This window comes from Candidatus Poriferisodalis sp. (genome assembly GCF_965208485.1).
GTDB lineage: Bacteria > Actinomycetota > Acidimicrobiia > Acidimicrobiales > Poriferisodalaceae > Poriferisodalis.
On sequence record NZ_OZ242344.1, the window covers coordinates 2,253,536 to 2,278,122 of the forward strand.

Genomic DNA, 24,587 nt, shown 5'->3' on the forward strand with positions numbered 1-24,587 from the left:
ATCTCGGCGATACAGAAAGCACCAATGCAAGCATCATGCCGGACTCTATTTCTCGCCAGTCTGCGGACAGCGGATGGCAGAACGAGATCAGGCCATTGTCAGATCATGGAAACAGCGCGGCCGAGCAGGGCGAACAGCGGCACCTTGGTGGCTCCGAGTGCCGCAGCGACCTCTTCGTGGGAGATCTCGCCATCGAACATCCCTGCGGCCATGTTCGCCACGACGGCTATCCCGGCATAGGGAATGCCGGCTTCTCGGGCCAGCGCAACCTCGGGATAGCCGGTCATGCCGACGACGCTGCCGCCCATCTGGGCGTACATGCGGATCTCCGCCGGTGTCTCGAAACGGGGACCGTTGGTGCAGACATAGGTAGCGCTCTGCGCCACGTCGATGCGCTCGGCATCGGCGGCCGCTGCCAGCACGCCACGCAGTCTCGGGTCGTACGGCGTGGTCATGTCGGTGTGCACCACCTGGCCGGGCTGGTCGAAAAAGGTGGCCGCACGGCCAGTGGTGAACTCCAAGCAGTCGTCGAGCAGCAGGAACGAGCCCGTCCCCCGCTCGGGCACCATCGAGCCGACAACGCTCACCGCCAAGATGGCCCCCGCCCCCAAGTCCCTCATGGCGGCGATGTTGGCCCGGTAGTTGATTGCCGACGGCGGGATCGAGTGGTCGCCTCCGTGACGCGGCACGAAGACGATCCGCCGACCGTGCCAGAGCCCGGTCATTGCGTGAGCCTCGCCCCAGTCGGTGCTCACCGCGAGGTGCTCGGCTTCAGCGAGGCCGGGCAGCTCGTAGAAGCCGGTTCCCGCGATGATCCCGACCGGAGCCTGCTCGCCAGTCGCCGAGGTCGCGCTGCCGTCGTCGCCTGCGTCGCTCACGTTCCCGACTCCCGTGCCAATCGTTGGGCTCGACGCTGCACCTCGTAGCGGGTCCGTGACTCGTCGACCGTGAGGCACACCCGGCCGGCCACCACTCGCTCGCCTCCCACCCAGACGTCGGTGACGTGGCGGCTGCCGCCTGCCCATGCCACATGTGCAATCAATTCCTGTGGCGAGGTGACTGGCACGAACGCCACATCGTCGATGTCGAGCCGGATCATGTCGGCCCAGCGCCCGGTTTCCAGCGCGCCGATCTGCAGGCCCAGCGCCTCGGCTCCGCCACGCGTTGCCATCGAGATGGCCTGCTGCGCGCTCATCACAGTGGGATCGAGCGCGGTGACCCGGGCAAGCAGCGAGGCAATCTTGATCTCCTCCCACATGTCGAGGTCGTCGTTGGAGGCCGGCCCGTCGGTGGCGAGCGAGACCGTGATGCCCCGCTCGATCATCTCGGGCACCCGCGCCACGCCCGAGCCCAGCTTCATGTTGCTGACCGGGCAGTGCGCCACAGCCACACCGTTGGCCGCGTAGATATCCAGGTCGTCGTCGTCGAGCCAGACACCGTGGGCCGCCAGCACGCGCCCGTCGAGGGCCCCGGCCTCGGCCAGCAGCCGGGGCACGCTCGTCCCGCCGTGCGCTGCCGACAGTGCCTCGCCCTCATCTGCGGTCTCCGCCACGTGAATGTGCAGCAGCGCATCCAGCTCGCGAGCGGCGACGGCAATCTCCGCACAGGCCTCGATGCCCAAGTCGTAGGCCGAATGCGGCGCGAACCCGATGGTCGTGCGTCCCTCCGGATCGTGCTCGGCCGCGTGGACGGCGGCGATCTCAGCAATGCGACCGGCCACGCTGGCTGAGCTGTCGGCGTGCGCGATTGACAGCACACCCGGGCACATGACCAGTCGGATGCCGGCGGCGCGCCCCGCATCGATCACGTCGTGCTCGTAGGCGTACATCTCGCAGGTAGTGGTGACGCCCGACCGCAGCATCTCAACCGAGCCGAGCGTCATTCCCCACCACACGTCTTCGGGCCGCAGGCGGCCTTCGCGGGGCCACATCACCTCGGTCAGCCACGCCATCAGCGGCAGCCCGTCGCCTGCGCCCCGCACGAGCGTCATCGGGGTGTGAGCGTGGGTGTTGACCAGTCCCGGCATCAGCAGGCCGCCCATGTCGATCACGGGCGCCTCCGTCACGGGTGCGTCCGCCGCCGGACCCACCCAGGCAATGCGCCCGTCGTCGCCGACATCCACCGCTCCACCCTCGATCACGGCGAACGCCTTGTCGCAGGTCAACACCACCTCCGCGAGGAATCGAGCGGCACCTGAGCGATGTGAAGAGTTCGGCACGTCCTCATCTTCGCATCGGTCAGCCGCTGCGCCTCAACGCCTGGGCACATGCCACAGTCTGCGGCTGTGACGCTGTTCCCGCGGCGGGCCCTCGACGCGATGCCCAGCAGCCGCCGGACTCGAGCGGTTCGGGTGCATGACGCGTGATCGCCGACGAACGCTGGGACGCGAAGTACGCCGACCGAGATGAGCCAAGGGTCCCGTCAGACCTCGTGATCGAGCATGTCGAATTGCTGGGCGACAGCTCGACGGCCGTGGATCTGGTCGGCGGCACGGACGGCACGGACGGCACGGCGCTGTGGCTGGCCGAGCAGGGCATCGCGACGACGCTCGTCGACGTCTCGGGGCGGGCACTGGAGATCGCCCGCGTTGCGGCGGCCGACCGCTGCCTGCCGATGCAGACGGTGCAAGCCGATCTCGAAGCTGAACCGCTTCCGACCGCCGCAGAGCTGGGCAGCGAGCGCGGCTGCGATGTGGTCGTGTGCGCCAACTTCCTGCACCGGACGCTGCGCGCGAGGCATCGCGGCGTCGCATCTAGGAGGGTGGTCGGAAATGGGGATCTTGCCGACACAGCAAGTCCCTGACCTGCGGGTTTGCATCTGGCAAACGCCGAAATAGCGGCTTTCCGACCACCCTCCTAGGAGGCTGCTGTGAAATATGCAGGTCTGACGGGAAGCGCAAGCCCCTGACCTGCGGGTTTGCAACTGGACACCGTCCGAAAATCGACTTTTTCAGCATCCTGCTAGCTTCGCTTCGGAAGACCGCTGTTGATCGAAGAACTCCATTGTGATGTTGACGATCGCGGTGTCGCGTCTAGCTTCGCTTCGGAAGACCGCTGCCAGAGGAGGTGCCCGGCATGCGACACGTCCTGATCGTGGCCAATCAGACTCTCGTCGGAAGCCATCTGCAAGAACGGGTCGAGCACATCCTGGCGGTCGACCCGGAGACCCGCTTTCACATCGTCGTCCCCGCGACAGGTGCGAACGGACCCGATCCCGCACGGGCGCTTGCAGGCGCGCGCCGCCGACTCAGCCAGGCCTTCGATGCGCTCGACGACATCGGCGCCAAGGTCACCGGCGAGGTGGGTCCCGCGCATCCCGTCGTCGCGGTCAACCTCGCCATCGACCGGCTTAATCCCGATCTCATCATCCTCAGCACGCTGCCGACGGGCGCGAGCCGGTGGCTGCATCTGGATCTGCCGCATCGGCTGCAACGGCGCTTCGGCGTGCCGGTGGAGCACATCACTGCCGAGTCGCAAACCGTCGACCGAGCGGGCGGCTTCGAACCGCCCGTCCTGCATGCTCCCGACGACACCGTTCACGTGCTGCTGGCCGAGGAGAACCCTCATGACGTCGACGTGCTCACCTTGGCGCTGGCAGAGGCCGGCACGCGCAACCAGGTACGTGTGGCGCACGACGGCGCCAACGCCCTCTCGTTCCTGCGCACGGTCGGTTCCTCCGAAGTCGACCTTGTGCTGTTCGACCTGAAGCTGCCGGTGGTGAGCGGTTTCGACCTGCTTGCCGAGGTACGGGGCTCGGATGAGTTCGACAAGGTGATGATGGTCGCACTGACGACCGAGGAGGCCGCGGAGGACCGCGCCAAGGCCTACGACCTCGGTGCCGACGCCTTTTTGATGAAGCGTCCCGACTACAGCCAGATGGCCCACGTCATCGACGACTTGCTGGCCGAAGTCGCCGGGTAACCGGCGATCATCGGTACGGGTTGGCTGGCCCTGATTGTTCACGGGATTTGCGGTAGCGCATGTGAGGCGAACCCCGCGTCCGCGCGGACCGTCAGCGATCCGAGTCTGGTTGCGCCTTCGCGGTCAGTTCCACAGGGCGCAGATCGGGATGGCTTCGATGCGGTCAGTGTGTGCAGCGGAATTGGGATGGTCAGCGGTTCGGGACGTTCCAGCAGCAGCACCACGCTGCAGTCTCGGCCATCGAGGTAGGCGTCGAACTCGGTCTTGGACAGTGCGGTATCGGCACCGTGCAGGTGCCATCGCTCGTCGGCTTGGTACCGGTCAACGCTGCGGACCACGCATGTGCCGACGAGTGCTCGCTCACTACCCGACGCGTACAGCAGCGCCAGCGTGCGAATGGCGATGCGCGGCAATATCCATCGCACTTCGGCCGTCTCGGTGCCGGCCAGGATCGCCTCGGCGAACCTGGGCTTCAGCGAGAGCACCAGCGCCCGTGCAGGATCGACCGAGCGTTCGGGCATGGGAAGTAGGTCACGGCGTGTGCGTTCTCCCGCGTGACCGAGAATTCTGATTGGGCGGGCTCGGCGTCGGTGCCGCGGCGGAGCTGATCGGTTCGCTGTCGCGTGACGACTACGGGCGGGCTGCCAAGCCGCAGATCAACTGGCCCGATCCCGCAGCGCGCGCTGCGCTGGTGGGGGAGCTGTTCAGCGACGCGCAGGCGGTGGCCGGGTTCTGCGCCGGTTTCGACGAGGGTGACGCCCGCCAAGGTGTAGGCGAGCACGTCGGCGTCGCGTTGGGCGGGGGTGCGGCGCCCGTTGCGCACCTGCTTGTCGTCGAGCCAGTACTGGCGCCGCAGCGCCTCGAGATTGGCCTCGACCGCGGCGCCGACCTCGGGGTCGAGCTTGGCCCACAGCCGAAGCATTCCTTCGTGGTCGCGCTGCCAGCCCGCACCGCGAGCCTGGCGCTGCCGCTCGAAGCGCTCCATCGCGCGCTCCACGCAATGGTCGGCCTCGGCCTGGCGCACCCGGCGACGTGTGGCGTCGGTGTCCTCGCCGGCCGCGGCGGCCACCAGCTCGGCGCGCACCCTTACAGGCACGCGTGCGTCGTGCTCGGGGCCGACAGGACCCGGGTCGGGCACGGCGCCGCCCCCGGGGAAGCGGCAGGCGCAGTGTTGGCCTGAGGGACCGCGGTCTGCTGAGTCATCGTCGGCGCAGGCGCCCGAGCGAATGTGGTTGATGGCGGCGTCCGCAACGGCAGGACCGAGTGCGACCTGGCCGACGTCGGGGTTGACGAAATCGATCGACGAAGGAAGCGGGCCAGCGGGCTCGGTGGACTCTGGTCCTTTTGGTGCGACGTCGGAAGTTGCGTAGTCGGCGGAGACATGGGTTGCGCGAGCGTGGTCGCCGGACGCATCGCCAGGAGCGAAGAGCTCAGCGGTTGCCTCATCTGCCGAGGCGTGATTGCCTCCGGCGGCGACAGCGTCCGCAGTAATCGCCTCGCCTTGCCTGTCAGGTCCCGCCAGATCCGTCCCTCAACACAGGAACAACCGTACGGAAGGGGTGCAACACGAATCCGACGCGCCTCACGCCTCAGCCGCATATTGGTGGCGGCGACAGCTAGAGCGATCATGCCGCAGCGCCGCTCTCGGGTGAGCGTGAACTCTGTGGTGAGGCTTGTCGATCTGCGTCAGCGGGCAGACAATCGTCGGCGCTCAGCGCCGGTCATCGATCGCCACCCGCCAAGTCGACGATGCCGATCGAGGGGCGCACGCCCAATCGGAGCTGCGGGGCGTTGCCACGCTCGCGGCCCACGCCGGTCGACACGTAGATCGGCGTCCCGTGCAGCACGCAGCCACCGCACCGCGTACAGCCCCGAAACGCCGCCCACCAGCACAGCGGCCGCACTGCAGTAGTAGTTCAAGATCATCGGCCGCTCGACCCTGACTCAGCAGGGTGCCACAGTCGCACCACCCCGGCAGGTCGGCAACACCGCCGATGCCGGTCCCATCGACGGCGACGCACCACCCCAGCGCGGCGGGGCCGAACACCGGAGAAAGCAGTCCCGTCAGCGGCGAGTCCGCCATCTGCGCCGCCCTGCGCTGACTCTTGCCGACATGCAAGTCATCACTTGCCTGTTACGCTACGTGCCAGTGGCCGACATCTACAAAGCCCTCGCGGATCGGACGCGTCGAATCATCCTCGACGAGCTGGCCGAGCGCGATGGCCAGACACTGTTCGAGATAGGAGCACGGCTCGCTTCCAAGCACCAGCTGAGTTCGACCCGCCAGGCGATCTCTCAGCACCTCGGTGTCCTGGAGGAAGCCGGCCTCGTCTCAACCAGACGTGAAGGCCGCTGCAAGCACCACTTCTTCAACCCTGCACCGCTGTCGGAGATCAATCGGCGATGGCCAAGAAAGGACCCAACCATGAAGATTGCGTTCGCGAGCGTGTACGTCGATGACCAACTCAAGGCCATGGACTTCTACACCAACGTCCTGGGGTTTGCGGAACACTCCAATATCCCCATCGGTGACGACTTCTGGATGACGGTCGTCTCGCCTGACGCCCCCGATGGGTCCCAGCTCCAGCTCGACCCGGGCGGCCATCCAGCCGTGCAGCCCTACCGCACGGCCTTGGTCGACGATGGCATCCCGCTGGCCCAGTTCGCCGTCGATGACGTCGAAGCCGAACACCAGCGGCTGACCGAGGCCGGCGTCACCTTCACGGTGCCCCCGACCGATGTCGGCGAGGTCTGGATCGCCGTGCTGGACGACACCTGCGGCAATCTCGTCCAGCTCATCTCGCAGAAGCAGCCAGCCGACCCCACGCCCGCCACGGCGACACCCGATGGCGAGTCGCAGACGACCCCGGCCATCCGCATCGAACTCACCGGCGTGTTCGTTCATGACCAGACCGAAGCACTGGCGTTCTATACCGATGTGCTCGGATTCCAGAAGCGCCACGACATCCCGCTCGGCCAAGACCGCTGGCTGACGGTCGTCTCGCCCGACGACTCCGACGGGTCCGAGCTGCTGCTCGAGCCGTCGCATCACCCGGCGGTCAAGCCCTACCGCGACGCCCTGATGGCCGATGGCATCCCGCTGGCGCAATTCGCCGTCGATGACGTCGAAGCCGTACACGAGCGGCTGACCGAGGCCGGCGTCACCTTCACCACACCCCCGACCGATGTCGGCGATGCCTGGATTGCCGTGTTCGACGACAGCTGCGGCAACCTCATCCAGATCATCTCCGTCAAGCCCTGAGAACAACCACCGGTCGCCTGACGCCAACCCGGGTCCAGTTCGAGACTGTGAAGCAGCGAGCTGCGCCACAGCCTCGTGGCTATGGTGACGCTCCACGGGAGGCGCGGAGTTCACTGCTTGCACAGGGGAACCTGAGCACTCGGCCTTGAGCCGACTTCAGGCGGACCGGCCTCCCGTTCTTCGCGCCGAACAACGGCTCAACAACCAGGCCCGGCGGGCGGCGTTGTGCGCGCTGCCTCAGCGGTCGGCGGGGGTGTGCTCCTCGGGGTGAACCGTGTGGCGGAACGACGTGACGGTGATCCGCAGCGTGACGCAGCCCTCGAAGCGCACCCGGAACGGCTGGTTCGTGTACTTGTGGCTGAGGGCGTCGAGCACGACCATCTCGGGGTCGGGCTCGATCTCGGCCACGCCGCGCAGCTGCAGTTCCTCATAGGGGTTGTCGATGTCGACGACCGAGATGACCACGCGAGAATCCCGCCGCAGGTTGTGGACCTTGTGCGAGCCGTCTGCGGTGGAGACGATCACAGTGGAGGCGTCGACGGGGTCGATCCATACCGGGGCGATGCTCGACGTGCCGTCGGCACGGATGGTGGCGAGGTGTGCGAAGTTCGGTCTGCGCAGCAGTTCCTGAGCCTCGGCGCTCATGGCTGCTGGTTCTGATGCTGTCATGGATGCTCCTGTCTCCCGCCGATTCAGCCCAGCATGCCCGCTCGCCTCGGGGCCGTCACCAGTTCGCTGAGGAACTGCCGTCGCGGTCGTCCCATCTGCTCTCGCACGGTCATCGGCGCCATCGCGATGCGGATGAGACGCCCGGTGCCCGGCCACAGGGACGGGTCCGCATCGAAGCGAGCCGAGCCGGTCAGGATGAAACGCCCGGCGCGCCCTCGGCGTCGACCGCGCGTTTCACGGCGCCGACCACAGCAGGGCACGCCTGCCACTCGTCGAGCAGCACCGGCTCGGGGCGACCGCGCAGCGCGGCATCGGGATCCGCGTCGAACACCGCCGCCTCGGCGGGATTGTCCAACGACACTTTGGACGCTGCGTAACGCGTTGCCGTGGTCGTCTTGCCCGAGGCTCTCGCGCCGGTGACGATCACCGCCGGCGCGCTGTCGAGTACTTCGCGCAACAGGGCGTCTGCCATGCGCTCGACGTAGAGGGCCACGGCTGCAGGATACCCATCCGCAGATGTGACTGTCGGTTTTGCACATCACCCAGTGCATGTTTTGCGCGCCCGAAGATGTCTGTACTACTCGCCTCACGATGTTCTTCTTGCGCACCGACCGAGATCCTGGGCACAACCGACATCGCTGCGATCCCACCGGCAGCGCGCCTGCGCACTTCCGCGAAGCGCTCGCCGGGTGGCATGAGCCGCCCCACCTTGACCGCCTTGGTGTCGGCCAGATCGCCTCAGTTCAACGTCAACGCGCTTCGGTTCGAGACTGCGTAGCGGCGAGTCTCGTGAGGACATAGCGCGCCTTGATCGGGTCCGACATGGCCGGCCTCGGATCATTGGGCCGGCTGGGCTTGGAGGGCTTGGTCGGCGAGACGGTGCGGCCGCCGCAGGCGGGCCGCGGGTCGGGAGCGAAGGTGCTCACGGCGGTGTGCTCGATGCTGGTGGGGGGGTTCGTTCTTCGCTGACGCGGACCGGCTGTGGGCGGGCTCGGCAGCCGCGGTGGTGGGGTTCGCGCCGGTGGGGCACCATCGCGGGCGCCTTGCCTGTGTCGCCGTTCACCAGCACAGTCACGCAGCCCGAGACCCCCAGGTCACGGACCCTCTTGTCGCGTCGGTCATGAGTCCGCCCGCATTCCGCACCGCAACGCGGGCACACCGGACGCGTCACCGTCGAGCGCACCCCCCCACCACCCCCCGGCCGCGTCGACCAGCACCCCGGGCGCCTTGGTCTGCGGCAGCCACAGCCGCACCGACACAACATCACACGCCATCGAGGCCCTCCAAGGCTCGGTGTCCACAAACACCGATCCCAGCAAGGCCTCGACCCCTACCCGCGGACCCTCAACCCACCCTCAACCCACAAAAACACGAAGAGCCCAAAATGGACGCCCATTGCGCTCCACTTTGGACGGCATCCACCAGTCGCATTGGACGCCAAGGCCGGTGTGTTTGGCGGCTCATCCACCGATGCGGCAACTCGTCGATCCATTCGCCGTCACCGGAATCCGTGCATGCAGCGCTGTGGCGAGCCGTGCCGTCACTCGGGCGTCAGCCAGGGCGCGATGCTGGGTTTCGTACGGTATGCCGAAATGCGCGCATGCTTGCGAGAGGGTCAGCTTTGTCGCGCGGTAGGTGCAGTAGCCGTTGCCTGGATGGAACGCGACACCCGCACGCTCCAACTCCTGGTGAAGGAACCTGACATCGAACGGCAGATTGTGGGCGACCAGCGTCGCCCCGTGCAGCCGCGGCGCCAGCGTGTCGACCAGCTCGCCGAACGTCGGCGCCGCTTCGACCATCGACTGCGAAATGCCGTGGACATGCCTCGGACCGACCCCTTGCATCGGATTGACGAGCGACTCGAACTCGTCGGCGACATTGCCGCTGTTCACGTCCAGTTCGACGGCGGCGATCTCGACAATGCGATCGTGCCGTGCGAAACCCGTCGTCTCGCAGTCGATCACCACAATCCGGTTCAGGCTCACTCCACGGGCCTGCTAGCTCAGCCCGACTGCTTGGCGGGCGCGGGCCTCGCGCTGCTTGCGCTCGATCTCCTCGCGCTTCTCGACCGGGGTCTGGTTGGTGATCACCTGGTACAGGTCGGTGTCGATGTCCTCCAGGGTGACATCGCCGGCCAGCACCGCTGATTTCCAGTCCTGGTGTTCGGCGTCGCGCTCGTGGAATTCGGGCATCACTTCGGCGGCGAACAGCTCGAGGCTGGAGCAGATGTCCTCGTGGGTGTTCTTGCCGGCCTGGTTCAGCAGGATGAGCTGATCCACATGGGCGTCTTCGTACATCTCCAGCTTGCGACGGATGGTGTCGGGTGAGCCGACCAAGCCGACGTTGTTGCTGGCCTTGCGGCCCTTCGGCGACTTCTTCCATTCCTGGTACTCGTCCCACAGGTTGACCGAGCCCGGCTCGACCGGGCCGTGGGAGTTGTAGAAGACGAGCGAGAACTGGAAGAACGTCCAGCCTTCCGCCTTGACTTGAGCTTCCTCGTCGGTCTCCGCGCACATGAACGGGCTGACCACGGCGACACCGGGGTTGGTCTGGTAGTCGCAGAGCAGGTCGAGGTGGTTGAGGTAGTTGTTGTAGTAGGCGTTCACCCAGGCGCGGGCTGCATCGGCGGACACGAACGAGAAGCCGAGGGCTCCCATGCCTCGCTGGGCCGCCATGATGATCGTGTCGAGCTGGCTGCACGCCACCCACAGCGGCGGGTGCGGCTTCTGGTAGGGCTTCGGCACCACGTTGCGTGCGGGGAACTTGAAGATCTCCCCGTCGTAGGAGTGGTTCACCTCTTGGAACATCGGCATGAGGCAGCGCACGGCGTCCTCCCAGACGACGCGCTTGTCGCGGAAGCGACGATCGAAGGGGTGCAACTCGGTGACCGACGAGCCCTCGCCGATGCCCAGCTCCACTCGTCCGCCGCTGACGATGTCGAGCGTGGAGACACGTTCGGCCACCCGGGCGGGATGGTTGGTGGGCAGCTGCACGATGCCGTGGCCCAGCCGGATATTGCGGGTGCGCTGGCTGGCCGCAGCGAGGAACACCTCCGGAGCGGAACTGTGGCTGTACTCCTCCAAGAAATGGTGCTCGACCTCCCACGCGTAGTCGTAGCCCAGCTGGTCGGCCAGCTCGATCTGCTCGAGCGCCTGCTGGAACAGCACATATTCCGAGTCGTCGTTCCACGGCCGCGGCAGCTGGAGTTCGTAGAAGATGCCGAACTTCATGAATCGCCTCCGTGGTCGCGGGCCGTCGGCCATCCTACGTTGGAGGCCGTCTGCGATTCCCGAGAAGCTGGACTGGGCGGCAGAGACCGGATCGACCAGACACTAGTGTTTGGTCAGAGGGCCGTACGAGGGCAAGACCGCAATGGAGACAGCGAACGTCGGATTCATCGGCTTGGGCACTATGGGCGGGCCCATGTGCGTTCGCCTCGCCCGCGCTGGATATTCCGTGCGGGTGTTCGATCTGAACCCGCAGGCGCTGGAGGCCCCGGTCGCAGCCGGTGCGGTTGCAGCTGGCTCGGCTGCGGAAGCGGCCAGCAGCGTCGATGTCTTGCTGACCTCGCTGCCCGCTCCTGCCCACGTCGAGTCCGTGATGTGCGATGCGGGAGCGCTGGAGGCGCTGTCGCCAGGTTCTACGTGGGCGGACCTGACGACGAGCCGACCCGAGCTGATCCGCCGTCTGGTCGCCGAGGCACCGCCGGGAGTGTCCGTGATCGATGCACCGGTGACCGGCGCCGTGGACGGTGCCCGCAACGGCAGGCTCACGCTGTTCGCCGGCGGCGAGCTCGAGACGGTTGATCGTGTGCGCCCGGTGCTGGAGCGGCTCGGGCGGGTGATCGCTTGCGGCGGGTTGGGCACCGGCTGTGTGACGAAGCTGGTCACGAACCAGCTGTGGTTCGTGGGCGCCGCGGCGCTGGCCGAGGGGCTGGCGGTGGGCGCGCGCAACGGCGTGGCACTCGGCGACCTCTGGGAGGCCATCAAGGCCAGCGTGGGAGACAGTTTCGCGGCCCGCCATGACGCTCCCAGCATCTTCGCCGGTCACTACGACCCGTCGTTCTCCTTGGGCCTGTGCCTCAAGGACCTGGGACTGCTGGCTGAGCTGGAGGACGCAGTCGGGGCTGACCTGCCGATGACTGCTGCTGCTCGCGCGGCGTTCGCCCGTGCCGCTGAGCGGTACGGCAACGATGCCCCGGAACTCAGCGTGGCGCGCCGCATAGAAGACGACGCGGACCTGTCGTTGCGGCTCGACGGCGACTGGATTCCGCACTGGGAGGCCTGACGAGATGAGTTCGACCGTGAACACGCGATCGGGTCGGGACGAAGCGAGCGCCGCAGCCGACACAGAACGGCTGATCGACACCGAGCGCTACCCGCTGGACGGGCGAGACCTGCATCCGGACGATCCGCGCCACGGCGCTTACTGGAGCGTGGTCGAGCGCGCCCGCAGCGGGTTGCGATCCGATGGCTGCGCCGTGCTGGAGAGCTTCGTGACGCTGGCAGGGGTCCGGCAGCTCAACGATGAGATCGTGGCTGTGAAGCCGGAGACCCACTTCTCGATGCAGGTCATCAACCCGTACTTCCACACGCACGTCAATCCGGAGTTCGCCGACGACCATCCGGTGAATACGTTCACCGAGCGATCGAGCGGTTTCATCCCCGGCGATGCCTGGCCGTCGGTGTGCGCCATGGACACGTTGTTCCGTGCACCCCAGGTCTGCCGCCTGCTGGCTGACTGTCTCGAGATCGACGCGCTGCACTGCTACGCCGACCCGCTGGCAGGGCTGACGGCGAACATCCTGGATCCCGGCCAGCAGTTCCCGTGGCACTTCGACACCAACGACTTCGCCGTGACGGTGCTGGTGCAGCCCTCGGACGAGGGCGGCCTGTTCGAGTACGCACCCGCAGTGCGATCCGCCGCCGACGAGGGCTTCGAGCAGATCGGAGCTTTGCTGGCCGGGGGGCAAGACGGCGTTCACACCCTTGAGCTGCGGCCTGGGGACCTGCAGATCTTCCGCGGTCGCTATTCCCTGCACCGCGTGACCCGGGTGGCGCCGAACTCGCAGCCACGCCACGCAGCGATCTTCGCCTACACCCACCAGCCCGGCGTCATCGGTCGACTCGAGCGAACCCGCCAGCTCTTCGGGCGGGTGCTCGCCGAACACGAGGCAGCCGAACGCAGCCGCGTGCGAGACGACGACCTGCTCGACTGACCGAGGTCAACCCCCTCCTCCGCTCCCGGCAACTGTCGGGCGCGCCCGAGGCGCCGGAAAATCAACGTGTGAAGTCGCAGCACGCCGCGTACGGTGCGGCCATGAGCGAATCAGCCACATCGACGGGCAACGGCACCCCGGCGCCCTCGGCCCGGACCCGGCTGCGGCGGATGGCCGAGCGCGGCCGCTACGGCAGCGACGAGGTGCGGGAGATCCTCGATGCCGGCCTGATCGCGCATGTCGGCGTGGACACACCCGACGGGCCGCTCGTGCTGCCGATGGCCTACGGGCGCGACGACGAGCGCCTGTACCTGCACGGTGCGCTGGCGAACCACCTGCTGAACTCCGGCGAAGGCGCCGAGATCTGCGTGACGGTAACCCACCTGGACGGATTGGTGATGGCGCGCACGCCGTTCCACAACTCGATGAACTTCCGCTGCGTGGTGGTGCGCGGTCTGGCTCGTCGCATCGACGATGCCGTCGCCAAGGAACGTGCGCTGAAGCTGGTGACCGACCACATCGTCGCCAACTGGGACACCTCCCGGCCGCCAAGCACCGAGGACCTACGGGCGACGCTCGTGCTGGAGCTGCCGCTGGCAGAGGCTTCGGCCAAGGTGCGGTCCGGCGATCCGGTCGACGACGCCGAGGACATGGCCGGCAACTGGTGGGCTGGAGTGGTGCCGCTGACGACTCGGTTCGAGCTGCCTGCGCCGTCGGCCGATCTCACCGAGGGCATCCCGACGCCGACCGCCATCGCCCATCTCGCCCACCGCACCCCCGACACCCGTCTGTCGAATCCGATGTGACGAGTCGAATCCGATGTGACGAGTCGAATCCGATGCGACGACCGGAATTCGGCCTATTCGCCGCCCCGAGTGGGGACTGCCGGATCGAGCGTGTGGTAATCGGCTGCATCGTCGGTGAAGATGGCCATCTCGGTGTGCAGGCCTGAGGGCAAGTCGAGCGTGCCGGCGCAGATGGCGATGTCGTTCATCTGCTCCTCTGGACCCTCCAACACCTTCCAGAAGAGCGACCCACCGCACTCGCTGCAGAAGCCGTAGGCCACGTTGGGGTCGTCTGCCGGGTGGTGCCAGACCAAGGAATCGTCCGCCACGAACCGCAGGTTGTCACGATCGCATCCTGACGCCGCCATGTAGTGACCCGTCCAGCGCCGGCAGCGCCAGCAATGGCAGTTCCACACCTGCCGGATCGGGCCGTGCACCTCATAGCTCACGGCACCGCACAAGCAATGGCCCGAGGCCGTCGGTTCAGCGCCCGACTCCGCCAATCCATTCACCGCAGCACCTCCGATAACCCACTGCGCCGTCGGGAACGCTCGATTCTCCCATGGCCCGCAGGCCGTTCCGGAATCAGTTGCAGCGGCCGTCGTCGCTGACGCCCCGATGGCTGTAGCACAGGGTCGTAGCCGAAACCTGGCGCAGGGTGTACGGCCCCGCGTCGGTGGCGAGGTCGCCGTCGATGCCGGCGGCCATCCAGTCGCCGGCCGGTTCGGCATCGATGTAGAGCCGGTAGCCGCGCGCGGAGTCGTCCGGCAGCCCGACTACGTCGAAGGCCACTTCAACGACGCCTTCGAACGCGCTCGGCGGCGCAACGTTCCTGACACGCGACACCGGATCGGTCGCTGAGGCGAACTGCTCGACGACCGATGTCGCCAGTTCGTGCAAGGTGGCGGCTTGCGCGGCATCGCCGATGCCGCGCAAGACCTCGGTGGTGACATCGTGACGCTGCCCTGATGCGAAGGGCGCCAGATAGTTTCTGCTCGCCCAACCGGTCACCGGACCGGCTTGGATCTCATGCCAAGTGGACGTTGCCAAGTCACGGGTGCGGCCGGTTGCGATGAGTCCCACGATATCGAGCGTTGCGAGATGGCCGACGCCGTCTGGCCCTTGCACGAGCAGCGAGGGCCCTTCCGCAGCGGAATTGCCGATGCGGATCGAGAGGGTCGCCACGATCGTCCCGTTGGGCACCTCGCGGAGGTTGAGCCAGTCGTCGTGGGTGACGCCGATGACACCGAGCCGGGTGCCTTCCGCTGGGCCGAGCGCCGCGGGTGTTCCCGGCAGCGCATCGTCGGGCACCGTCGAGGCGGTCGGCTGACTGGCTTCGCTGGTGGGTGCCGCAGGGGCTGCAGTCACCGGCGGCACGGTCGACGGTGTCGGAGGCGCTTCGGCGGTCGCTGCGGACTCGGCGGCAGCTCCCGCATCGCTCCCGTCATCTGCGTCGGGCGGGACGCTCGTCTGTGGCAGGGCCTGTGAGACAGCCGGCGTCTCGTCGTCTGCCGCACCCAAGGCGACAAACAGCGACAGCGCCGACAGCACAAGCGCCGCAAACGCCACCACTGCAACAAATCGGTTCGTCATGTCCGTAGCGGCTCCTGTCAGTCCGGTTGCCAGCAACCTCGGGTATACCGCGCCGCAGCCTCCATCAGACGGCAAGGACGAACGCTCACGCTGCGACGACAGCCAGACCCTCGCGCTCGGCCGCCTCGGTGAGACGCCGGTCCAAGCACACGAACGGCAACCCGGCGCCGAGCTGTTCTTGGACATGCAATGCGGCGCCGAGCTGGGCAGCGTCGGCCGCCCGCAGCGGATGCCGTGCCAGCAACGACATCGAGCGTGTCCGCACGGCGAGTATCTCGACGACTTCGTGCCAGGTCGCGCTGAACTCCTCGAGGCGACTCATGACGCTGCGGCGCTGGTCGCGTGACAGCTCGCTGTCACGCGTTCGTCGCTCAATCGCGCCCGCGATTTCAACTCTCGACCACGCCCAGGTGACGATGACGTCGTCGTCACGCAGCCACGATCGCGTTGCGTCAGTTGTCGATTCGGCAACGAAGAGCGGCACGATCGCCGAGGTGTCCCAGTACCTCACACACGATCCTCTCGTTCGGAGGCCAACGCCTCCGCAAGGCTGGTCGGGATCTGCAGAGGAGGCTCGTCGAGCACAGCGGCCGCATCTCCTTGGCCTGCCCGGAGCACCCCTGACGTGATCAGTCTGCTGAGATGCTCGTCTTCTGGCGCCGATGGCGGCACGAGCCTCGCGACCGGCGTGCCCCGATCAGTCACCTGTATCTCACCGCCTCGCCGCACCTGACGCAGGTAGTGCGACAGATTCGCTTTCAGTTCGGAGACGGACACTGCACTGGAACTCATTCGACCATGATAGTCAGATCAGAATGACTAGATAGGTCGCACTACTGGGCGCCGCTATCCGCGAGCAGCTAGTGCCGTGTCAAGCAACCTTCGCTGTGGCGGGGATCGCTGGAGGGCCTGCTCGCAGGCGAAGCGACGGCGCCAGCAACCGCGCAAACGTTTGCTGACGCGGCACTAGGAGACTGCTGATTTATTCGGATCCGGGCAAGTCTGCAACGCTCTGACCTGCGGCTTTGTGTCCGTGAATCGGCGATTTCGGCGATTGTTCAGCAGCCTCCTAGCCCTGATTGTTCACGAGAGTTCTGTTGAGCCTCTTTTGGGCGTGTTCTTTGCTCGCTTTTTGCGGTCTGGGCGTTTTGGGGTGCTGGTGGGTGCGTCGTGGGTGCGTCGTGGGTGCGTTGATGGCTGCGGTTGGGGCGTTGGGGCGGGCCGGGTGTGTGTTCGGGCGCGGCGGGGCTGCCCCGCTGGGCGGGGAGCTGTGCTGGCTGGGTGCGCGGAGGGGGTCAGCGGGGGTGTGCGATGGCGAGCAGCGCTCGGGTGCCGGGGTGTTGTTCGGGCAGGCGCAGCAGGGTGCGCCGTGCGCTGGTGCACACGAGCGCTGGCAGGTGCCACAGCTGCCGGCGGAGCCGTTTGGGCGCAGCTTTGGCGAGGGCGCCTTGGAGGCAGGCGTTCTGGAACCATCCCACGAGCGCGAGGCCGACCATGCGCACGGCGGCCCATGCGCTGTTCGCGTTCCACGCGGTGAACGCCATGCGCGACAGGCCGCTGTCCTTGAGGCGGCGCACGGCGTCGGCGACGTCGGCGTGCGAGCGCATCAGGCGGTCGAGTTGCGCGGTGTCGCCTTGCTGGTCGCTGTAGAACCCCCAGCAGCGGAAGCTGTCGCTTTCGAACAGGCTTCGCTGCGCGCCGGGGTGCCGCGGCTCGCGGCGCACCACCAGCCGTGTCCCCTCAGGCCACCCCGACAGGTCGGCGAGGTCGGTGAGGTCCGCGACCTGAGCGCGGCTGCGTTTGCGCTGCTTGGACCGTTCGGGGCTGTTGTGCCAGCGGCCCGGCTCGCCCACGACACGGCGGATCGCTGCTTCGATCGCCGGCGCGGAACGCGCTGAGACCGCGAACCCGACGTTGCGCTTCGCGAGTCCCGCCGCGAGCGTCGCTGAGCAGCCGCCGGCGTCGATGCTCACCACCAGCGGGCGCTCTGCGAGCTCTTTGTCGTCGCCTTCGCGGTGGCCTGCCGCGTCGCGCTCGGGCAGCGTCCCCACGGCCGCGTCGAGCACTTCGAGATGATCGGCGATGCTGTTCGCGGCGGCGTTGCCCGCCCGCAGCTTGACCCACAGCGGCTCCCCGTCCGCGGTGGAGCAGATCATCGGATGAAACCCGTAGCCGCGCTTGCAATGCGGCGCCGCGCCGGCCTTGTTCTCCGAGTGGACCACCCGCCAGCGTGGAGTCGATGTCGACCACCAGCGGGCCGCTGCGGTCACGACCGGCCCACATCTGCGGGCGCACCTGCGCTGCTGCGCCCAGCAGCGCCGCGGGGCCGCCTGCGCCCAGACCGGTGATCGTGCGGTACAGCGCCGAGTCCGACGCCACACCGCCGAACAGCTCCGGCTGCGCTCTCAGATGCTCGATGTCGCTGCACGCCTCCCCGCCAGCAGCCACCGTCAACAACGCGTGCACCAGCACCGCGCCCCGATCATGAACCGGGGCGCGCTCCCCGCGTCGGGGCACCGCGGCCGACAGCGCGCCGGTCAGCCCCACGCAGTCCGCGAAGCCCCCCAAAGCGAACAGCCCCGCACCCCACACGACCCGATCCCCGCCGCCTGCCAGACACGCGTTCGCGACACTGACAGGTTTCACCTCGCAGATGCCCCCCTGAACCCGCCGATGCTTTCTTTGCGGACATGCATCGTCGCAGGCCAGAGAGGCTTTTCCGCGGACCCAAACAGCCCCAGCCCACACACCCATGAATAATCAGGGCTAGCCCCACCTACCGCTGTAGGAACTGGGCCTAAAATAGAAATTGTTGTGCATAAAAGTAGAAGTTCTTTCTCCAAGAAATAGAATCTGGCACTAGGCTCAGCAGCAATGCTGGAACGCAAGATCGCCGCTGGCACGCACGACTCGCTCCTGAGGCACCGTCTTTCTGCCTATCCCGCTGTCGCGTTGGTGGGACCGCGCCAGTGCGGCAAGACCACCCTCGCCCGATCGCTCGGCGTCCGCTACTACGACATGGAGCTGGAGTCAGACCGCTTGCGACTTGATCTTGAATGGGAGGAGATGGCCCGGGGCGGCGACTTGGTCGTGATCGACGAAGCCCAGGCCGCTCCGGAGATATTCCCGCGTCTGCGCGGCACGATCGACGCGGACCGCCGCCGCAACGGGCGCTTCTTGCTCTTGGGCTCGATCTCGCCGTCGCTCATGAGGAATGTCTCGGAGTCACTCGCCGGCCGGTTGAGCGTGACAGAACTGACGCCGCTGTCGTGGCAGGAGCTGACGGTCGAGAGCCGCGAGCGCCTGTGGCGCTGCGGCGGGTTTCCCGACGGCGGAGTGCTTGACATCGAGGGCTATCCGCACTGGCAACACGACTACCTCAGCCTGCTCGCGCAGCGCGACCTGCCGTCGTGGGGACTGCCGGCTACGGCCTTGACGACCCAGCGGCTCTTCGAGTTGTTGGCGGCATCACACGGCCAGCAGTGGAACGCCAGCGAGACAGGCCGTGCCCTCGGCCTCTCGTACCACACCGTGAACGACTACTTGGACTACCTGGAAGGCGCATTCCTGCTCAGGCGCCTCCCCGCCTACCACGCGAACGTGCGCAGGAAGCTCACCAAGAGGCCGAAGGTCTACTGGCGCGACAGCGGGCTGTTGCACAGCTTGTGGGGCGTCAGCACCCCTTCAGACCTGCTTGGCCATCCGATGGTGGGAGCGAGCTGGGAGGGGCATGCCATCAACCAGGTGCTGACTGCGATGCAACAAGCCGGGACAAGCTTCAGCGCATCGCACCTGCGCACCGTCGACGGCCGGGAGATCGATCTGATCGTCAAGATTGGACCAGAGCTCTGGGCCATCGAGGTCAAGCTCACCACCAACCCGAGCCGCGCAGACATGGCTCGCCTGAACGAAACGGCCGACATCGTCGGCGCCCACAAGCGATTCTTGGTCACTCGAAGCACCGAAACGGCCAGCAGCGGCCCGCAGACCGTGTGCGATCTCGACCACATGATCTCCCACGCGAGCCAACCACCGGCTTAGCGGTTGCGAGAAACCCCACCGGTCGCCCGAGCGGGTGAGGCTGCAAACCCCTCGTACGCGGCGGCGTAGTCACGGGGATGGCTCACTGCCCAGCGCTCCCGGCTCGTCCCCTAGGAGGCTGGTCGGAAAAGGGGATCTTGCCGACACAGCAAGTCCCTGACCTGCGGGTTTGCATCTGACAAACGCCGAAATAGCGGCTTTCCGACCAGCCTCCTAGCCGCCGCGCGCTGCTTCCTGGGGTCAGATCAGAGGGCCGGTGGCCGATTCGACTGCGGGCACCAGCGCTTCGTCGATGAGCATCTGATCGGCGGCGGCGAGTTCGGGGGACAGCCAGCGGTCGGGTCCTGGACCGGGCACGGCGGTGCGCAGCAGGCTGCGGGCTGCAGCGGCGTTCGCAGCTCGATGCCGCGGGCAGCCGTCACCCACTCGATGGCCAGGATGCGGCGCAGGTTGGCGACGGCTCGGCGCAGCTTGCGGGCTGCTCCCCAACCCATCGACACGTGGTCCTCCTGCATGGCCGAAGTGGGCAGCGAGTCGACTGCAGCCGGGGCGGCCAGGCGCCGGTTCTCGGCGCACAGCGCAGCGGCGGTGTACTGGCCGATCATCAGGCCGCTGTCCACACCTGGGTCGTCGGCGAGGAACGGCGGCAGGCCATGGGAACGCTTGGAGTCGAGTAGCCGGTCGATGCGTCGCTCGGCGATGGCACCCACCTCGGCCGCGGCGATGGCGAGATAGTCGGCGGCCAGGGCGACTGGGGCTCCATGGAAGTTGCCGCACGACTCAATGCGACCGTCGGGGAGCACCATCGGATTGTCGATGGCCGAAGCCAATTCCTGATCAGTCACGCCTGCCGCGAAGTCGAGGGTGTCGCGCGCCACGCCGTGCACCTGGGGGGTGCACCGGATGGAGTAGGCGTCCTGCACACGGTCGTCGTCATGACGGTGGCTGGCCACGATGGGCGAGCCCGCCAGCACCGTGCGAAGATTGGCGGCGCTGGCCTGCTGACCGGGATGGGGTCGCAGCGCCAACAGGTCGGCGGCGAACGCCCGGTCAGCGGCGATGCCTACCGGTACGCAGCTGCCGATGACTACTTCCGAGTCACCGATGTCGACGCGCTCGACGACGAATGAGCCGACACAATGCGCGGGTTCTGGCAGCGAGCCCAAGGCTGGTCTTGATCCAACGCAGTTGCAGTGATGAGGTGTCCTCACCGACTGCGGCTCGAAATCGCCTTCGAGAGTGTCGCCGAGTTGCTCGCCCAACGCCGCACCCAGACACGGCCGCACGCAGCTCTATCGACTTGCCACCGACGGAAGGGTCGCACGCTTCAATCGCGCCCTGAGCGACGAGTACCTCTTCGCCCAAGTGTTCGGATCAGAGACCGACCGTAGAGTCAGCGCGGCTCGCTGGGCGCAAGGCTGCAAGTTCCGCTGACACAACACGGCCGGCTGTTGTCTACCCGCATCACGCGCCCACAAACCCGACCCCGCTGACATACGTGTCACAGTTCGGACCCGGCCGTGCGATCGCGGATGCTCGCTGAGCCCTACTTGGGAATGATGCGCACCCGGTCCGGGGGCGACGCGTCAGGTTCGTCGTTGCATAGCTTGTCGACGCTCAGGTCCAGGTGGGCATCGCTGAGGTCGTAGAGATGGTCGCTGATGTGTCGGAACACGACATCTGCTGCGTCTCGATCGAAAGTGCCTTCTGCCAACCGCCGCTCTCGTCCCACTCGGTACTCGCGCACATCGATGTGCAGGCACCCATCAGTTTGCACCGCACAGTAGGAGAGGATCTCCGCCTACCTCAGCAGCACACCTAGTGGCGTGTCGCAGTTTTCCTCCGGGCATCATGCAGCGCGCTGACCTGCAAGAATGGGCTTGCTTCAGCCCCAGCCATTTCAGCGACGCACATCTAGAACCCTAGAGAACGGCGGATCAGTTGGGCATCGATTCGGCAATCGGCACTGCGACGGACACGTACCACCAGACCTGCAGCGGCGCGCAGACAACAGCAACCGCGATCACCGTTCGACGGCGTGCGATCGCCGCGGCCGCGAAAGACGACGCGATGATCGCTGCGATTACGAGCGCTCCGGCGACATGCCGCGGCTCGGTCGGGTCGTCCCAGTCAGCGCCGATGAAGGCAGTGCCCCACGCCCAGTAGCCGAGCACGAACGTGATCGCTGCCGACACGAGTGCCCAAAGCCCCAGCGCCGCCCATGGCGAGAGAGAACGCCGTTGGACGACGGCGTTGAGCGGCGCTCGGACTGAGCGAATACGCATCGCTACCAGTTGCAGCGACGCAAGAACCAAGTCGCCGGGTTCCACGTCGAACAGCGGCGCCCTTCGAGGTCCCACGAAGCACCGCCGCCAATGGCGTTGCCGAGCAGATGGCACCACAGCTGTTGGAAGATCGAGGCCCAGCTGCGCACCGACACCGTGAGATCGTGCTTGTCTAGGCAAGAGTGCATGGAGTTGTAGAGCAGAGTCGCTTCGGTAGCTCCCGGTGGGCTGTAGAGCCACCCGAATCCGGTGGGGATGATGTGTATGTCATCGTAGCTGCTGCCGTTCCAGCTAACGCCGAGCTCGTCGATGAGCGGTCCGTCGCAGTCGAGGTAGCCGGTGTCGGTGTCAACCGCGTCGCAGCCTCCGTAACCGAAGAAGCATGGCCAGCGTGTCGTGCCTCTACGCCAGTTCTGACTGGTCAGAGCTCGTCGCCGATTGTATCGAGAATCTGTTCCTCGAAGCCGTCGGGTATCTCAACGGTCGTGTCTGTGTCGCCGGAAGCGCCGCCGTCCGCTTGTGCCGGGGCGGTGACGGTGAGCGTCAACACTGCGGCGATCAGGACCGTGAACAGTGCTGTGAGAATTCGTTTCACGTGGGGGCCTCTTGTTCGGTGCCAGAGGCTCGGGCACGAAGTCGGCAGCGTAGCCGCTCTATTCGTCAATGTGTCCAATCTGTTGACTCATTCACCGATCAGGAGACTTCCCCATGTCGTTCATCCCGAATCTGCGCTCGAAACCGCCCGACGCGGAATACGTGCAGTCGAAAATCGACGTGCTCGTGAGCTACAAGGACGTGCTCGATCAAGCGGACGCCGCGGGTGGGCTGGCCGAACTCGACAATCCGAATCTCTACAAGATCGCTGTGGTCGGCACCGGACCTGCAGGCGTCGTCACCGCGTACGAACTTCTTCGCATCGGCGTCGCGGTGGACATCTACTCAACCGACCACTCATCGTCACGCTACGGACGGGCCTACAGCCGGCCGTTCGCGGGCAACGAAACGTTCATCGCCGAGATGGGCGCGATGAGGTTCCCGCCGTCCGAAGCCAGTCTGTTCTGGTACATGGACAAGTTCGGCATCGCGTACGATGCCAACTTCCCCGACCCGGGCAAGGTCACGACGTTGCTGCATCTCGACGGCCAGTCGTTCACATGGGAAGCGAATCAGCCCGCGCCGCCGCTGTTCGCCACCGTCACCGCGGGACTCAACGCGCTCGTTCAGGATGACACCATCCTTGAGGACGGCACAACGCTAATGGCACCGGCGAGGATCACTCAGCTGATGATCGACGGCGACTTCCGCGGGTCGCTTGCCGCGTGGCAACCGTGGATCGACAACTTCGAGGACTTGTCGTTCGGCGCGGGACTGAGCCGCATCTTCCAACGCACCACGACACCGCCCGGTGGGGAACGTTGGACAGACGACGACATGGCGATCTTCGGCACCATCGGTGTGGGTTCGGGCGGCTTCGGGTCGCTCTACTCGGTGCAGTTCCTCGAGATTCTCCGGCTATTCGTCAACGAACTCGAAACCGATCAGCAGTTCGTTCCGAGTGGTATCGCGTCAGTGTTCGACGCGATAGCCAATGCCGATGTTGGCGGCGGCAAGGTGCTCGACAATCACATCAACGAGAGAGTCGTTACCGTCGAATACAGCACCCGGACCGCTCGGTGAAACTCACCAGCGACGTTGACGCTGTTCGCTACTACGACCGTGTGATATGGGCCGCTCCGAAGTGGGCGACTCAGACGAACACGAACCTGATCGAGTTCTTGGGTCTCAAACGCACACTGCTGCCTCCCGGCCTACCCACCGTCCAGTCGGCCATGCAAGAGTTGCATGTCGTGAACTCCTCGAAGGCGTTCGTGCTCACCGAGGACAAGTTCCGGCTCAAGAACTCCGGCCTCCCGGCCAACATTCAGTCCGACACGCTCATCGGCGGTCTCTACTGCCTCGACTACGCGTCCACCGATCCCGACGCGCCGGGTGTGGTGCTCATCAGCTACACATAGCAGGACGCAGGACGACTCGGCGAAACAGATAGCGTTGCCTGTCGACAAGGAATCCCGCATAAAGCAGCTCGTTGAGGATGTGGCACGCATCAGCGCTGACTTCGCCTCATTTCTTGTGCCGCTCAACGGCGACTACGAAACGAACACAGTGTTCATCGACTGGATGAGCCAAGCCGACTATCACGGCGCGTTCAAGCTCAATCTGCCCAAACAGGACCGTTACCTACAGCGCCTCTACAGCGACTTCCTCAATGCCGGAAGCGTCGGCGACACGTACGTGTACCTCGCCGGTGACGATGTGTCGTTCATGGGCGGCTGGTCGGAGGACGCTATCGAGACTGCGATCAACGCTGTGGGTGCTGCAGCGGTCAGTCTCGGCTGGTCGCTGCGTTCGAGCCCTGCGATCGCCTTGACGGCCCGGCGGGAGATCTCGACTGTGTACTGGCTCACTGATGTGCCGGCTCACTCGAGTCCGAGGGCGGCCTTGACCTCGTCCCACGGCACGTAGTCGTCCTCGGCCCGAGCCGCGTCGAGTGCGCGGCAGTCCGCGGCTTCGTCGGCCCGGTCGACGAGTTGGTCGAACGCGTCGGCGCTCAGAATCACTGCGACCCGGCGGCCGCGCCGCGTCACTGAAATCGGCTCGCCGGATCGGCTGGTTTCGGTGATCACGTCAGCCAGACGATTCCGTGCGTCGCTGAACGCGATCTCGGTCATGTACAAATTGTACATTCAAGATGTTGACGCACGGGCGAAAAATCTGGCGACAACCCGCCACGTACGCTTTAGCGTCAGCCACTCA

General features: G+C 66.3%; 30 protein-coding genes and 4 pseudogenes. 13 read left to right on the plus strand and 21 right to left on the minus strand.

Translation table 11 applies throughout. The features are described from left to right. Positions 1 to 98 precede the first annotated feature (98 nt). Positions 99 to 878: an MTAP family purine nucleoside phosphorylase gene (locus ACOGXQ_RS10460; RefSeq protein ID WP_419943627.1), complete on the minus strand. Its 780-nt coding sequence runs from the start codon at positions 876 to 878 to the stop codon at positions 99 to 101. After that, positions 875 to 2,218 carry an amidohydrolase family protein gene (locus ACOGXQ_RS10465; protein ID WP_419943628.1) on the minus strand — a complete coding sequence of 448 codons (1,344 nt, stop codon included), beginning with the start codon at positions 2,216 to 2,218 and terminating at the stop codon, positions 875 to 877. Before ACOGXQ_RS10465 ends, ACOGXQ_RS10460 begins: the two co-directional genes overlap by 4 nt. A gap of 143 nt (positions 2,219 to 2,361) precedes the next feature. On the opposite strand from ACOGXQ_RS10465, the gene ACOGXQ_RS10470 reads away from it, so the two are divergent. Together ACOGXQ_RS10470 and ACOGXQ_RS10475 are read left to right on the plus strand one after the other, a co-directional pair. Then, the gene (locus tag ACOGXQ_RS10470) at positions 2,362 to 2,802 is read left to right on the plus strand and encodes a class I SAM-dependent methyltransferase (protein WP_419943629.1); all 441 of its coding nucleotides are present in this window, start codon (positions 2,362 to 2,364) and stop codon (positions 2,800 to 2,802) included. Between the two features lie 272 nt (positions 2,803 to 3,074). After that, positions 3,075 to 3,920: a response regulator gene (locus ACOGXQ_RS10475; protein ID WP_419943630.1), complete on the plus strand. Its 846-nt coding sequence runs from the start codon at positions 3,075 to 3,077 to the stop codon at positions 3,918 to 3,920. A gap of 38 nt (positions 3,921 to 3,958) precedes the next feature. Here ACOGXQ_RS10475 and ACOGXQ_RS10480 read toward each other — a convergent pair whose 3' ends face one another. The 3 genes from ACOGXQ_RS10480 to ACOGXQ_RS10490 all read right to left on the minus strand — a co-directional run bounded on the left by ACOGXQ_RS10480 (position 3,959) and on the right by ACOGXQ_RS10490 (position 5,767). Beyond that, positions 3,959 to 4,441 (minus strand): hypothetical protein, encoded by a 483-nt coding sequence (locus tag ACOGXQ_RS10480; protein WP_419943631.1) that lies wholly within the window; start codon positions 4,439 to 4,441, stop codon positions 3,959 to 3,961. After that, complete coding sequence (locus ACOGXQ_RS10485; protein ID WP_419943632.1) at positions 4,393 to 5,058, minus strand: hypothetical protein; 666 nt, start codon at positions 5,056 to 5,058, stop codon at positions 4,393 to 4,395. The genes ACOGXQ_RS10480 and ACOGXQ_RS10485 overlap by 49 nt, the downstream gene beginning before the upstream one ends. 583 nt (positions 5,059 to 5,641) lie before the next feature. Further along, positions 5,642 to 5,767, minus strand: a complete 126-nt coding sequence (locus tag ACOGXQ_RS10490; protein WP_419943633.1) for a hypothetical protein — start codon at positions 5,765 to 5,767, stop codon at positions 5,642 to 5,644. A 266-nt stretch (positions 5,768 to 6,033) separates the two neighbouring features. On the opposite strand from ACOGXQ_RS10490, the pseudogene ACOGXQ_RS10495 reads away from it, so the two are divergent. The 3 genes and pseudogenes from ACOGXQ_RS10495 to ACOGXQ_RS10505 all read left to right on the plus strand — a co-directional run. Beyond that, positions 6,034 to 6,198: pseudogene (locus ACOGXQ_RS10495) on the plus strand (transcriptional regulator); the annotation flags it as partial. A 147-nt stretch (positions 6,199 to 6,345) separates the two neighbouring features. Continuing rightward, positions 6,346 to 6,732 (plus strand): annotated as a pseudogene (locus ACOGXQ_RS10500) (VOC family protein); the annotation flags it as partial. Positions 6,733 to 6,792: 60 nt separating this feature from the next. After that, complete coding sequence (locus ACOGXQ_RS10505) at positions 6,793 to 7,182, plus strand: VOC family protein (protein WP_419947375.1); 390 nt, start codon at positions 6,793 to 6,795, stop codon at positions 7,180 to 7,182. A gap of 237 nt (positions 7,183 to 7,419) precedes the next feature. Here ACOGXQ_RS10505 and ACOGXQ_RS10510 read toward each other — a convergent pair whose 3' ends face one another. Together ACOGXQ_RS10510 and ACOGXQ_RS10515 are read right to left on the minus strand one after the other, a co-directional pair. After that, on the minus strand, positions 7,420 to 7,851 hold the full coding sequence (locus tag ACOGXQ_RS10510; protein WP_419943634.1) for a PPOX class F420-dependent oxidoreductase: 432 nt from the start codon (positions 7,849 to 7,851) through the stop codon (positions 7,420 to 7,422). Positions 7,852 to 8,041: 190 nt separating this feature from the next. Further along, on the minus strand, positions 8,042 to 8,344 hold the full coding sequence (locus ACOGXQ_RS10515; protein ID WP_419943635.1) for an AAA family ATPase: 303 nt from the start codon (positions 8,342 to 8,344) through the stop codon (positions 8,042 to 8,044). Between the two features lie 329 nt (positions 8,345 to 8,673). Between ACOGXQ_RS10515 and ACOGXQ_RS10520 the strand changes: the two genes are divergently transcribed. Further along, on the plus strand, positions 8,674 to 8,820 hold the full coding sequence (locus ACOGXQ_RS10520; RefSeq protein WP_419943636.1) for a hypothetical protein: 147 nt from the start codon (positions 8,674 to 8,676) through the stop codon (positions 8,818 to 8,820). A gap of 149 nt (positions 8,821 to 8,969) precedes the next feature. Here the strand turns inward: ACOGXQ_RS10520 and ACOGXQ_RS10525 are convergent, their stop codons facing one another. The 3 genes from ACOGXQ_RS10525 to ACOGXQ_RS10535 all read right to left on the minus strand — a co-directional run bounded on the left by ACOGXQ_RS10525 (position 8,970) and on the right by ACOGXQ_RS10535 (position 11,081). Next, a complete protein-coding gene (locus ACOGXQ_RS10525) occupies positions 8,970 to 9,125 on the minus strand; it encodes a hypothetical protein (RefSeq protein WP_419943637.1) in 156 nt (51 codons plus the stop codon). A gap of 186 nt (positions 9,126 to 9,311) precedes the next feature. Next, on the minus strand, positions 9,312 to 9,836 hold the full coding sequence (locus tag ACOGXQ_RS10530) for an exonuclease domain-containing protein (protein WP_419943638.1): 525 nt from the start codon (positions 9,834 to 9,836) through the stop codon (positions 9,312 to 9,314). 12 nt (positions 9,837 to 9,848) lie between these two features. Continuing rightward, a complete protein-coding gene (locus tag ACOGXQ_RS10535; protein ID WP_419943639.1) occupies positions 9,849 to 11,081 on the minus strand; it encodes an LLM class flavin-dependent oxidoreductase in 1,233 nt (410 codons plus the stop codon). A 142-nt stretch (positions 11,082 to 11,223) separates the two neighbouring features. Between ACOGXQ_RS10535 and ACOGXQ_RS10540 the strand changes: the two genes are divergently transcribed. From ACOGXQ_RS10540 to ACOGXQ_RS10550, 3 genes are all read left to right on the plus strand, one after another. Continuing rightward, entirely contained in the window at positions 11,224 to 12,138 is a 915-nt protein-coding gene (locus ACOGXQ_RS10540) for an NAD(P)-dependent oxidoreductase (RefSeq protein ID WP_419943640.1), read from the plus strand. Positions 12,139 to 12,142: 4 nt separating this feature from the next. Further along, positions 12,143 to 13,069 (plus strand): HalD/BesD family halogenase, encoded by a 927-nt coding sequence (locus ACOGXQ_RS10545; RefSeq protein WP_419943641.1) that lies wholly within the window; start codon positions 12,143 to 12,145, stop codon positions 13,067 to 13,069. Between the two features lie 101 nt (positions 13,070 to 13,170). After that, positions 13,171 to 13,875 carry a pyridoxamine 5'-phosphate oxidase family protein gene (locus tag ACOGXQ_RS10550; protein ID WP_419943642.1) on the plus strand — a complete coding sequence of 235 codons (705 nt, stop codon included), beginning with the start codon at positions 13,171 to 13,173 and terminating at the stop codon, positions 13,873 to 13,875. 53 nt (positions 13,876 to 13,928) lie between these two features. On the opposite strand, the gene ACOGXQ_RS10555 is transcribed toward ACOGXQ_RS10550, so the two are convergent. From ACOGXQ_RS10555 to ACOGXQ_RS10580, 6 genes and pseudogenes are all read right to left on the minus strand, one after another. Then, a complete protein-coding gene (locus tag ACOGXQ_RS10555) occupies positions 13,929 to 14,366 on the minus strand; it encodes a GFA family protein (protein ID WP_419943643.1) in 438 nt (145 codons plus the stop codon). Positions 14,367 to 14,439: 73 nt separating this feature from the next. Then, positions 14,440 to 15,447 carry a hypothetical protein gene (locus tag ACOGXQ_RS10560; RefSeq protein WP_419943644.1) on the minus strand — a complete coding sequence of 336 codons (1,008 nt, stop codon included), beginning with the start codon at positions 15,445 to 15,447 and terminating at the stop codon, positions 14,440 to 14,442. Positions 15,448 to 15,532: 85 nt separating this feature from the next. Continuing rightward, positions 15,533 to 15,958, minus strand: coding sequence for a type II toxin-antitoxin system VapC family toxin (locus tag ACOGXQ_RS10565; protein ID WP_419943645.1), 426 nt, complete (start codon positions 15,956 to 15,958; stop codon positions 15,533 to 15,535). After that, complete coding sequence (locus ACOGXQ_RS10570; RefSeq protein WP_419943646.1) at positions 15,955 to 16,239, minus strand: type II toxin-antitoxin system Phd/YefM family antitoxin; 285 nt, start codon at positions 16,237 to 16,239, stop codon at positions 15,955 to 15,957. The genes ACOGXQ_RS10565 and ACOGXQ_RS10570 overlap by 4 nt, the downstream gene beginning before the upstream one ends. Before the next feature lie 503 nt (positions 16,240 to 16,742). Then, positions 16,743 to 17,717 (minus strand): transposase, encoded by a 975-nt coding sequence (locus ACOGXQ_RS10575; protein ID WP_419943647.1) that lies wholly within the window; start codon positions 17,715 to 17,717, stop codon positions 16,743 to 16,745. Positions 17,718 to 17,733: 16 nt separating this feature from the next. Next, a pseudogene (locus ACOGXQ_RS10580) lies at positions 17,734 to 18,201 on the minus strand (hypothetical protein); the annotation flags it as partial. 120 nt (positions 18,202 to 18,321) lie between these two features. Between ACOGXQ_RS10580 and ACOGXQ_RS10585 the strand changes: the two are divergent. Continuing rightward, positions 18,322 to 19,488, plus strand: a complete 1,167-nt coding sequence (locus ACOGXQ_RS10585; protein ID WP_419943648.1) for an ATP-binding protein — start codon at positions 18,322 to 18,324, stop codon at positions 19,486 to 19,488. A 240-nt stretch (positions 19,489 to 19,728) separates the two neighbouring features. Here ACOGXQ_RS10585 and ACOGXQ_RS10590 read toward each other — a convergent pair. The 4 genes and pseudogenes from ACOGXQ_RS10590 to ACOGXQ_RS10605 form a co-directional block, all read right to left on the minus strand. Continuing rightward, a pseudogene (locus tag ACOGXQ_RS10590) lies at positions 19,729 to 20,549 on the minus strand (aromatic amino acid lyase); the annotation flags it as partial. A gap of 485 nt (positions 20,550 to 21,034) precedes the next feature. After that, entirely contained in the window at positions 21,035 to 21,202 is a 168-nt protein-coding gene (locus ACOGXQ_RS10595) for a hypothetical protein (RefSeq protein WP_419943649.1), read from the minus strand. 223 nt (positions 21,203 to 21,425) lie between these two features. Further along, positions 21,426 to 21,848 (minus strand): hypothetical protein, encoded by a 423-nt coding sequence (locus ACOGXQ_RS10600; RefSeq protein WP_419943650.1) that lies wholly within the window; start codon positions 21,846 to 21,848, stop codon positions 21,426 to 21,428. Positions 21,849 to 22,194: 346 nt separating this feature from the next. Continuing rightward, positions 22,195 to 22,368: a hypothetical protein gene (locus ACOGXQ_RS10605; protein WP_419943651.1), complete on the minus strand. Its 174-nt coding sequence runs from the start codon at positions 22,366 to 22,368 to the stop codon at positions 22,195 to 22,197. 113 nt (positions 22,369 to 22,481) lie between these two features. On the opposite strand from ACOGXQ_RS10605, the gene ACOGXQ_RS10610 reads away from it, so the two are divergent. From ACOGXQ_RS10610 to ACOGXQ_RS10620, 3 genes are read left to right on the plus strand one after another with little or no spacing between them, the layout of a single operon-like run. Then, complete coding sequence (locus ACOGXQ_RS10610) at positions 22,482 to 23,450, plus strand: FAD-dependent oxidoreductase (protein WP_419943652.1); 969 nt, start codon at positions 22,482 to 22,484, stop codon at positions 23,448 to 23,450. Then, positions 23,447 to 23,788 (plus strand): FAD-dependent oxidoreductase, encoded by a 342-nt coding sequence (locus ACOGXQ_RS10615; protein ID WP_419943653.1) that lies wholly within the window; start codon positions 23,447 to 23,449, stop codon positions 23,786 to 23,788. Before ACOGXQ_RS10610 ends, ACOGXQ_RS10615 begins: the two co-directional genes overlap by 4 nt. After that, positions 23,763 to 24,296: an FAD-dependent oxidoreductase gene (locus ACOGXQ_RS10620; protein WP_419943654.1), complete on the plus strand. Its 534-nt coding sequence runs from the start codon at positions 23,763 to 23,765 to the stop codon at positions 24,294 to 24,296. The genes ACOGXQ_RS10615 and ACOGXQ_RS10620 overlap by 26 nt, the downstream gene beginning before the upstream one ends. Here the strand turns inward: ACOGXQ_RS10620 and ACOGXQ_RS10625 are convergent. After that, a complete protein-coding gene (locus ACOGXQ_RS10625; RefSeq protein ID WP_419943655.1) occupies positions 24,251 to 24,502 on the minus strand; it encodes a type II toxin-antitoxin system Phd/YefM family antitoxin in 252 nt (83 codons plus the stop codon). The genes ACOGXQ_RS10620 and ACOGXQ_RS10625 overlap by 46 nt on opposite strands. Positions 24,503 to 24,587 lie beyond the last annotated feature (85 nt).